This is a genomic window from Shigella sp. FC1544, assembly GCF_001722145.1.
Classification (GTDB): domain Bacteria; phylum Pseudomonadota; class Gammaproteobacteria; order Enterobacterales; family Enterobacteriaceae; genus Escherichia; species Escherichia coli.
In genome coordinates this window covers 1-8,912 of record NZ_MECT01000061.1, presented here as the reverse complement: position 1 = coordinate 8,912, position 8,912 = coordinate 1, and the positions used below count along the sequence as shown (strand labels likewise).

The 8,912-nt window shown below is 42.6% G+C and carries 4 protein-coding genes and 4 pseudogenes; 4 read left to right on the top strand and 4 right to left on the bottom strand.

Annotated features, from left to right (window positions below):
• Together BGK49_RS04740 and BGK49_RS04735 are read left to right on the top strand one after the other, a co-directional pair.
• A pseudogene (locus BGK49_RS04740) lies at nucleotides 1–290 on the top strand (IS1-like element IS1X2 family transposase); the annotation flags it as partial.
• A 15-nt stretch (nucleotides 291–305) separates the two neighbouring features.
• Nucleotides 306–680, top strand: a pseudogene (locus tag BGK49_RS04735) (CoA transferase); the annotation flags it as partial.
• A 55-nt stretch (nucleotides 681–735) separates the two neighbouring features.
• On the opposite strand, the gene evgS reads toward BGK49_RS04735, so the two are convergent.
• A complete protein-coding gene (evgS, locus tag BGK49_RS04730; protein ID WP_075319058.1) occupies nucleotides 736–4,329 on the bottom strand; it encodes an acid-sensing system histidine kinase EvgS in 3,594 nt (1,197 codons plus the stop codon).
• A 4-nt stretch (nucleotides 4,330–4,333) separates the two neighbouring features.
• Nucleotides 4,334–4,948 (bottom strand): acid-sensing system DNA-binding response regulator EvgA, encoded by a 615-nt coding sequence (gene evgA / locus BGK49_RS04725; RefSeq protein WP_000991370.1) that lies wholly within the window; start codon nucleotides 4,946–4,948, stop codon nucleotides 4,334–4,336.
• Nucleotides 4,949–5,363: 415 nt separating this feature from the next.
• Between evgA and emrK the strand changes: the two genes are divergently transcribed.
• Together emrK and emrY are read left to right on the top strand one after the other, a co-directional pair.
• Nucleotides 5,364–6,527, top strand: coding sequence for a multidrug efflux MFS transporter periplasmic adaptor subunit EmrK (gene emrK / locus BGK49_RS04720; RefSeq protein ID WP_000435167.1), 1,164 nt, complete (start codon nucleotides 5,364–5,366; stop codon nucleotides 6,525–6,527).
• The gene (emrY, locus tag BGK49_RS04715; RefSeq protein ID WP_001018714.1) at nucleotides 6,527–8,065 is read left to right on the top strand and encodes a multidrug efflux MFS transporter permease subunit EmrY; all 1,539 of its coding nucleotides are present in this window, start codon (nucleotides 6,527–6,529) and stop codon (nucleotides 8,063–8,065) included. The genes emrK and emrY overlap by 1 nt, the downstream gene beginning before the upstream one ends.
• Before the next feature lie 107 nt (nucleotides 8,066–8,172).
• On the opposite strand, the pseudogene BGK49_RS04710 reads toward emrY, so the two are convergent.
• Both BGK49_RS04710 and BGK49_RS04705 read right to left on the bottom strand, forming a co-directional pair.
• Nucleotides 8,173–8,604, bottom strand: a pseudogene (locus BGK49_RS04710) (pyridoxal-phosphate dependent enzyme); the annotation flags it as partial.
• An 8-nt stretch (nucleotides 8,605–8,612) separates the two neighbouring features.
• Nucleotides 8,613–8,912 (bottom strand): annotated as a pseudogene (locus BGK49_RS04705) (IS1-like element IS1X2 family transposase); the annotation flags it as partial.

Sequence of the window (8,912 nt, the reverse complement as noted above, 5' to 3'; positions counted from 1 at the left end):
CGCACGTCTTCGGTGAACGCACTCTGGCCACACTGGAGCGTCTTCTGAGCCTGCTGTCGGCCTTTGAGGTCGTGGTATGGATGACGGATGGCTGGCCGCTGTATGAATCACGCCTGAAGGGAAAGCTGCACGTTATCAGCAAGCGTTACACTCAGCGCATTGAGCGACATAATCTGAATCTGAGACAACATCTGGCAAGGCTGGGACGGAAGTCACTGTCGTTCTCAAAATCGGTGGAGCTGCATGACAAGGTCATCGGGCATTATCTGAACATAAAACACTATCAGTAAGTTGGAGTCATTACCCTTTTTTCTGCGTTATGCCAGGCACTGGAGCTTACGGAACTGGTTAATGATCCCCGATTTAGCAGCAATATTTTACGCGTACAAAACCAGGCTATTCTTAAACAATATATTGAGCGGACGTTAAAAACGCAGGCAGCTGAAGTTTGGTTAGCCAGAATACATGAAGTTGGTGTACCCGTCGCGCCGTTATTAAGTGTGGCTGAGGCCATTAAATTGCCACAAACTCAGGTGAGAAATATGTTGATTGAAGCCGGGGGAATAATGATGCCGGGTAATCCGATAAAAATCAGCGGCTGCGCGGACCCGCATGTTATGCCGGGAGCGGCAACGCTCGACCAGCATGGGGAACAAATTCGCCAGGAGTTCTCATCATAAATGTAAGATGTGCTGGTAAATAGCTCCCACATTTGAACATTGTGGGAGCCGCTATTTAGTCATTTTTCTGACAGAAAACAGCAATCTCCTGGTCCAGCTCTGCAATGTGTTCTTTTACAGAGTTCAGCAACTGAAGAATTTCAGGCTTACTGTCATCTGAAACAGGTGTTATTTCTAACTGATGGCTAATATTAATCAACTTTTGCAAATTCAGGATGTTAGCCGCACCGTGGATGCGATGAATACACTGATGAAAAGTTCTGTTATCGCCAGCTTCTAGTGCTTGAAACGCAGCGGGTAGATCTTTATGCGTTTCATGCTGGAAAGTGATGAGAATCTCCTGCATCAGTTGTAGATCGTTCGCCGTATTATTTTTCAGGGCTTCGATATCAAGGTGGCGATACTGAGGTGCAATATGCGCAACCTGGTGTAACTGACTTAAATGTGTTTTCAGTACATCCAGGGTCAACGGTTTGAACAAACATAAGTTCATGCCGCAACTTAACCCTTTTTCACGTTCGTTAGCCTGTGCGTTGGCTGTAAGCCCCCAGATGGGTAAGGAAGAATTTTGCTCACGGAGTTTGCGAGTCAACTCAAAACCATCCATATTCGGCATATTAACGTCAGTAATAAGCAGATCATAATGTTGCATACTGATTTTGTGTAGCGCTTGCACACCATCAGTGGCTTCATCAACATCATATCCTAATAGATTTAGCTGGCGTTTGAGTAATAGCCTGTTGGTCGGATGATCATCCGCGATTAATATGCTCAACTTTTCAGGTAGTGTGATGGGGTGTTCTGCTTTTGCCTCGACAGTCGCCACTTGCTGGCTAATTTCTACCGGGATTGTGATCGTAAATGTTGTTCCTATGCCTGGATGACTTTCTAATGACAAATCGCCCTGCATATTTTTAATTAATTCTTTGCAGATCATTAAGCCTAAGCCAGATCCTGTTTGCTGGCGACCTGCACTTGTTTGGCTGTAGCGTTTAAAGAGTTGTTGTTGTTCTTCCTGCGATAATCCACTTCCAGAATCCATAATCGTCATTTTGATAACAGCGTGGTTGTCATCAATGTGAACCAGGGAGGTCGTAATTTTTACTGCCCCCTCGGTGGTAAATTTGAGAGCATTGCTCAGTAAATTTGATAAGACCTGCTTAAACGCCTGAGGGTCGATCTTAACCAGGTAATGATCAGGAAATGTACTGCTGCAACTTAATGCGATCGATTTGCTTGCAGCAATCGCACCGAAAGAGTGACAAGTGTTCTGGACTAAAGTAGGGATATCGACCCATTGTGGTTGAAGTTGATAGTTACCCGATTCAATTTTGTCGACATCAAGGATTTCACCAATTAAGCCGAGGAGTGATTGTCCGGTGGCGTAGGCAAGTGAAATCGCCTCCACCCGTTGCTCCTTGCTAAGACCAGAACCCGACAGAAGTTCCAGGAAGCCCATAATGGAGCTTATTGGTGTTCTTATTTCGTGACTCATTGTTGCCAGAAACTGACTTTTTGCGACAGTTGCATTGATCGCTTTATTTCTCTCTACTTCGAGTGCATGAATTAAATCACGCGTCTCGGTAATATCTTGCCAACCACAAATATAAACAGCATGATCGCTGGCTGGCAGATTGCATAATGTATGCCAGTGATTAATGCATCTTTTCTCGATGCCATTATCAATTTCAAATACCTGTGTGTATATTGTTCGATTTTCTTTCGTTTCTGCTGTGACTTCATGCGCATTAGAAAAAACATCTTTAAAGGGTGAGTCACTGTTTTCTAATGGTAACATTGCATTTTTGTAGTAATCCGCAGTGAAATAATGTTCAAAAGCACTATTATGACTAATGACATTACCTTGCCAGTTTACAACATAAGTTGGATTTGGTAAGGAATCCGAGAGTGCTTTTCGGAATGATATTTGGTTTTCTAAATCACCCTGAATGACTTTACGACGACGAACTGAGCGTAACAGGTAGAATCCCCATAAAAGGCTACTGCCAACTAATAAAACGGATAATGTCGTAACAATATAAAATTGCTCGCTATAGAGGTCCCATGTGTCAATGGTCACATTGGGCATTTTAATCCATTTTTCCGTCAGGCGCAGAACTTCGCTTGGGGGAATTGCATTCAGTGCTTTATTAATAATATCCTTAAGTTCCGGTTCTCCGCGAGGAAAAGCGAACGAAAGCGATGCATTCGGAACGCCGGGAATAAGAAAATGATACAGTTCATTAGGATAGTAATGATCGATCATGTAACGCGAATTTAGCTGTGTCGCGACCAGAGCATCAAGTTCACCTTCCTTGACCTTGTGAAATGCAGCGCTGGCGTTATCGACTTTTATCCACTCAACCTCCGGATACATCTCTTTTAATTGCGAATGCAGCTCATAATAATATGGAATGGCAACTTTCATTCCTTTTTTTAATGTTTGTTCACTGTCAGGTGCTTTTTGCATGACAAAAACGTATGGCGTTGTTATGGAAGCTTCTGCAAATGAAACATTATTTTCTCGATCTTCACTATAAATAGCGCCAGGTATTATATCCCATCCACCGGGGTTAAGCTGTGTTCCGGCATGGATATTGTGTGAAACGGTGATCGGAGAAAAATTTAAACCTGTTTGCAAGGTAATAATATTAAGAATATCCCCCATAACGCCCCGAATCGAGCCATTTTCATCCGTCATAGAATAGGGAGGAGAGTAAGGATTTTCCAGCACCTTTAAATCGGGATGTTGCTTAATCCACTGTTTTTCATGTTCAGTGAGTTCTAATGGTTTGTTCAGAAAGGCCAGGTTTCCTGTATCAAGCCAATTTTGTGAAACTTCATAGCGAACTTCATTTGTTAAAGCATCAACAAATCGATTGAGTACTTCATTAAGAACGACAGATTCTTTTCTGGTCAAGAAAAAATTATATTGACGCGGTGAGTTATAATATTTCACTACATTTAAGGAGTGAGTGAAATAGCGGGAAATCATACTGCTGGTAATGATGTTACTACCAATAAAGTAATCATTCTGTCCGGCTGAGACGGATGCTAATGCCTGATATAAATTTGTAAAAGAGATAATTGTTGCTTTTGGAAATGATTGATGAATTACCTCGTCAGGGGGATAATTTGCTACTCGAGCAATATTTACTGGTTTTGATGAGGTAAGCGGTCGCATTGAATCGTGAAGGGTGGTGACGAGCGCCGGAAAGGTAATTATCAGTGGTTTGGTTGCAGCAATGTCATCATTAAGAGGTGGCGAATCAACTAAATGTGATAACACTATATCGACTTCACCTTCTTCCAGCGCGTCCATTGCTTTTTGATGATCGGCGTATTCCCGGAGTGTTAATTTGATATTTAACGCTCTTTTTAAAAGATTTAAATAATCAGCATTAATACCACGAACCCGTTGCTGCGAATCGGTATGCAACAAGGTAGCCGTTTGGGACTTGTGTACTGCAATCACAAGATTTTTTTTGCTCGCTAACCAACGTAATTCCTTGTTGCTCAGACGTACTGGATCAAGTGTGACACGGTTGTTACTACTGATGCCACGATATTCGATGTAATCTTCGTCTGCGAAACTTATGGTCGACCAAAGACCACAACAGAGAAGAAAAAAATAGGGTAAAAACTTCATGTGATTAGCCGATTTTGTTACGTTGCGCGAATGTGTAAAGATCCATCAGTGATTTACATTCTAATTTTTCCATCAGGCGACTTTTATAAGTGCTGACAGTTTTGTTGCTGATGAACATTTTTTCAGCAATGTCATTATTATCCTTGCCATCAAGAATATACCGCATGACACTAATTTCTTGTTTCGATAAGGAGTCGAGTTTTTGCTGGTCGGACGTTAAACTTCCAACAAACCGGTTGAGAGAGAAGGGGAAATAGCAGTAGCCATTTTTTGCAGCTTCAATAGCCGCAATGATATTGTTCATGCCTTCTTTTTTACTCACGAATCCATTAGCGCCAGCATCAGCACAATGTTTCCCGTAAAAATGGTCATTTTTAGCGGAGACAATAATAATAATTCCGCTATATTGGCGCTTCCTCAGCGTTTCTAACACCTGGATACCGTTAACTCCGGGGATATCGACATCAATGATGACGATATCAGGCTTAAGTGTTTCCACCCGCTGAACGGCGCTTCCCCCTTCAGTCAACTCCGCTAAGATTTCAATATCGTTTTTGATCAATAAATTACGAATTGCTGCGATAGCAAGAGGATGGTCATCAATAATTATTGCGTTCATAGATTATTCCCTTTGCAATGAAGCATCTCCCTTCTCCCTGTAGTAATACAGACATAAGGCGTCATCTCATTTTCTCAATAAAAATAAGAAAATCTGAGCTTCCTTTAAGATAATTCGACAAGTATACCATATAAATAGTCGGCATAAATGAAATGTCAACAATAAAATCAGGGGTTGTACCGATGATTTATAGTTTCAAGTTAGCACTATAAGTCTTCTTACTAATCCTACAGGCGTAAGAATTGTATTGCAAAAGCCACGGTTTAGTCCTCTGTTGTTTTTTTTGCACCTCATTTAAATTAGGCCTCCAACGTTCCTGGGATAATGTGCAACACATGCACTGTGTTTGATATGAAGAATGAATGCTCTTTTCATTCAATTCATAAATTTCATCTATGAGAAATGAGAGATAATAGTGGAACAGATTAATTCAAATAAAAAACATTCTAACAGAAGAAAATACTTTTCTTTATTGGCGGTAGTTTTATTTATTGCGTTTTCAGGTGCCTATGCCTATTGGTCAATGGAATTAGAAGACATGATTAGTACAGATGACGCCTATGTCACGGGGAATGCAGATCCAATTTCTGCACAAGTCTCAGGTAGTGTCACTGTCGTTAATCATAAAGATACGAACTACGTTCGACAAGGTGACATTTTAGTTTCACTGGATAAAACTGATGCCACTATCGCACTCAATAAAGCTAAAAATAATCTGGCAAATATTGTTCGGCAAACGAATAAACTATACTTACAGGATAAACAATACAGTGCCGAAGTCGCTTCAGCACGTATTCAGTATCAACAATCTTTAGAAGATTATAACCGTCGAGTGCCGTTAGCGAAGCAGGGGGTTATTTCAAAAGAAACGCTGGAGCATACCAAAGATACGTTAATAAGTAGCAAAGCGGCATTGAATGCCGCTATCCAGGCTTATAAAGCGAATAAAGCTTTAGTAATGAACACACCATTAAACCGTCAGCCACAAGTCGTTGAAGCGGCGGATGCAACTAAAGAAGCCTGGTTGGCGCTTAAACGTACGGATATTAAGAGTCCGGTTACCGGCTATATTGCCCAGAGAAGTGTTCAGGTCGGCGAAACAGTGAGCCCCGGACAATCGTTAATGGCTGTCGTACCGGCACGTCAAATGTGGGTTAATGCCAACTTTAAAGAAACACAACTCACGGATGTGCGGATTGGTCAATCGGTCAATATTATCAGCGATCTTTATGGTGAAAATGTTGTGTTTCATGGTCGGGTGACAGGGATCAATATGGGAACCGGCAATGCGTTCTCCTTATTACCTGCACAAAATGCGACAGGGAACTGGATCAAAATCGTTCAGCGTGTACCGGTTGAAGTTTCTCTTGATCCAAAAGAACTCATGGAACATCCCTTGCGTATTGGTTTATCGATGACAGCAACTATTGATACGAAGAACGAAGACATTGCCGAGATGCCTGAGCTGGCTTCAACCGTGACCTCCATGCCGGCTTATACCAGTAAGGCTTTAGTTATCGATACCAGTCCGATAGAAAAAGAAATTAGCAACATTATTTCGCATAATGGACAACTTTAATGGCAATCACTAAATCAACTCCGGCACCATTAACCGGTGGGACGTTATGGTGCGTCACTATTGCATTGTCATTAGCGACATTTATGCAAATGTTGGATTCCACTATTTCTAACGTCGCAATACCGACAATATCTGGCTTTCTGGGAGCATCAACAGACGAAGGCACCTGGGTTATCACCTCGTTTGGTGTAGCAAATGCCATTGCGATCCCTGTTACTGGCAGGTTGGCACAAAGAATAGGCGAATTAAGATTATTTTTACTTTCAGTAACCTTTTTTTCGCTGTCTTCATTAATGTGTAGCCTATCGACCAATCTTGATGTGCTGATATTTTTTAGAGTCGTTCAGGGGTTAATGGCGGGGCCGTTAATTCCACTGTCACAGAGTTTATTATTAAGGAATTATCCGCCAGAAAAAAGAACATTTGCTCTGGCATTATGGTCAATGACCGTGATTATCGCTCCGATATGTGGGCCGATATTGGGCGGTTATATTTGTGATAACTTTAGCTGGGGTTGGATATTTTTAATCAATGTCCCTATGGGGATTATCGTCCTGACATTATGCTTAACCTTACTTAAAGGAAGAGAAACTGAGACTTCACCGGTCAAAATGAATCTACCAGGACTGACCCTGTTAGTGCTCGGTGTTGGTGGCTTGCAAATTATGCTTGATAAAGGGCGCGATCTGGATTGGTTCAACTCGAGTACAATAATAATATTAACAGTAGTATCAGTTATTTCTCTGATCTCTTTAGTCATTTGGGAGTCGACCTCAGAGAACCCGATTCTTGATCTCAGTTTGTTTAAGTCCCGTAACTTCACCATTGGTATTGTGAGTATCACATGCGCGTATTTATTTTACTCTGGAGCGATCGTCCTTATGCCGCAGTTACTCCAGGAAACGATGGGGTATAATGCGATATGGGCCGGACTTGCTTATGCGCCCATCGGCATCATGCCACTATTAATTTCACCTTTGATAGGACGTTATGGCAACAAAATAGACATGCGGTTGTTAGTGACATTTAGTTTTTTGATGTATGCGGTTTGCTATTACTGGCGTTCTGTGACATTTATGCCAACGATTGATTTTACAGGCATCATTTTGCCGCAGTTTTTTCAGGGATTCGCCGTTGCCTGTTTCTTTTTACCCTTAACAACGATTTCGTTTTCAGGCTTGCCAGATAATAAATTTGCCAATGCCTCGAGTATGAGTAATTTTTTTCGTACCTTGTCAGGATCAGTTGGTACGTCGTTGACAATGACGCTGTGGGGACGACGCGAATCGTTACACCATAGTCAGTTGACAGCAACCATCGATCAATTTAACCCCGTGTTTAATTCATCGTCACAAATTATGGATAAATATTATGGTTCGCTTTCAGGAGTTCTTAATGAAATTAATAATGAAATAACCCAGCAGTCACTTTCTATTTCTGCAAATGAGATTTTCCGTATGGCGGCTATTGCTTTTATCTTACTTACGGTTTTGGTTTGGTTTGCGAAACCGCCGTTTACAGCGAAAGGCGTTGGGTGATGATAAAAGGAGGGGGTTATAGCGGGTAAGACCGGGGATCTTAAGTCTGCGCCATCGGCAGCATCGCTCACCCAGGGAAAGGATTGCGATGCTGCGTTGAAACGTTATTAACGGCCTTTTGCCAGATATTGATTCATCTCTTCTTCTGGCACCATTCCACCTCCCGTCGCCCACACCAGATGAGTGGTATTACGCAGTTGTTCTGCGCTGAAACCGTGCATCTGTTGGTAACTTACTGATGCACACACGCGCTGAGGTCCGGCCATACCCGCCAGTGCCGAAGGTTCAAGACGAATACCTTCTTCCTGCGCTAGCCAGCCAAGCATGTCATACATGGCTTGATCGCTAAGGGTATAGAAGCCATCCAGCAGACGCACCATTGCCCGCCCGACAAAGCCTGATGCGCGACCAACTGCAAGGCCATCCGCTGCGGTAAGGTTGTCGATACCAATATCCTGAACAGAAATCTGATCGTGTAATCCTGTATGGACGCCTAACAACATACAAGGGGAGTGCGTTGGTTCGGCAAAAAGGTAATGACTCCAACTTACTGATAGTGTTTTATGTTCAGATAATGCCCGATGACCTTGTCATGCAGCTCCACCGATTTTGAGAACGACAGTGACTTCCGTCCCAGCCTTGCCAGATGTTGTCTCAGATTCAGATTATGTCGCTCAATGCGCTGAGTGTAACGCTTGCTGATAACGTGCAGCTTTCCCTTCAGGCGTGATTCATACAGCGGCCAGCCATCCGTCATCCATACCACGACCTCAAAGGCCGACAGCAGGCTCAGAAGACGCTCCAGTGTGGCCAGAGTGCGTTCACCGAAGACGTGCGCCACAACCGT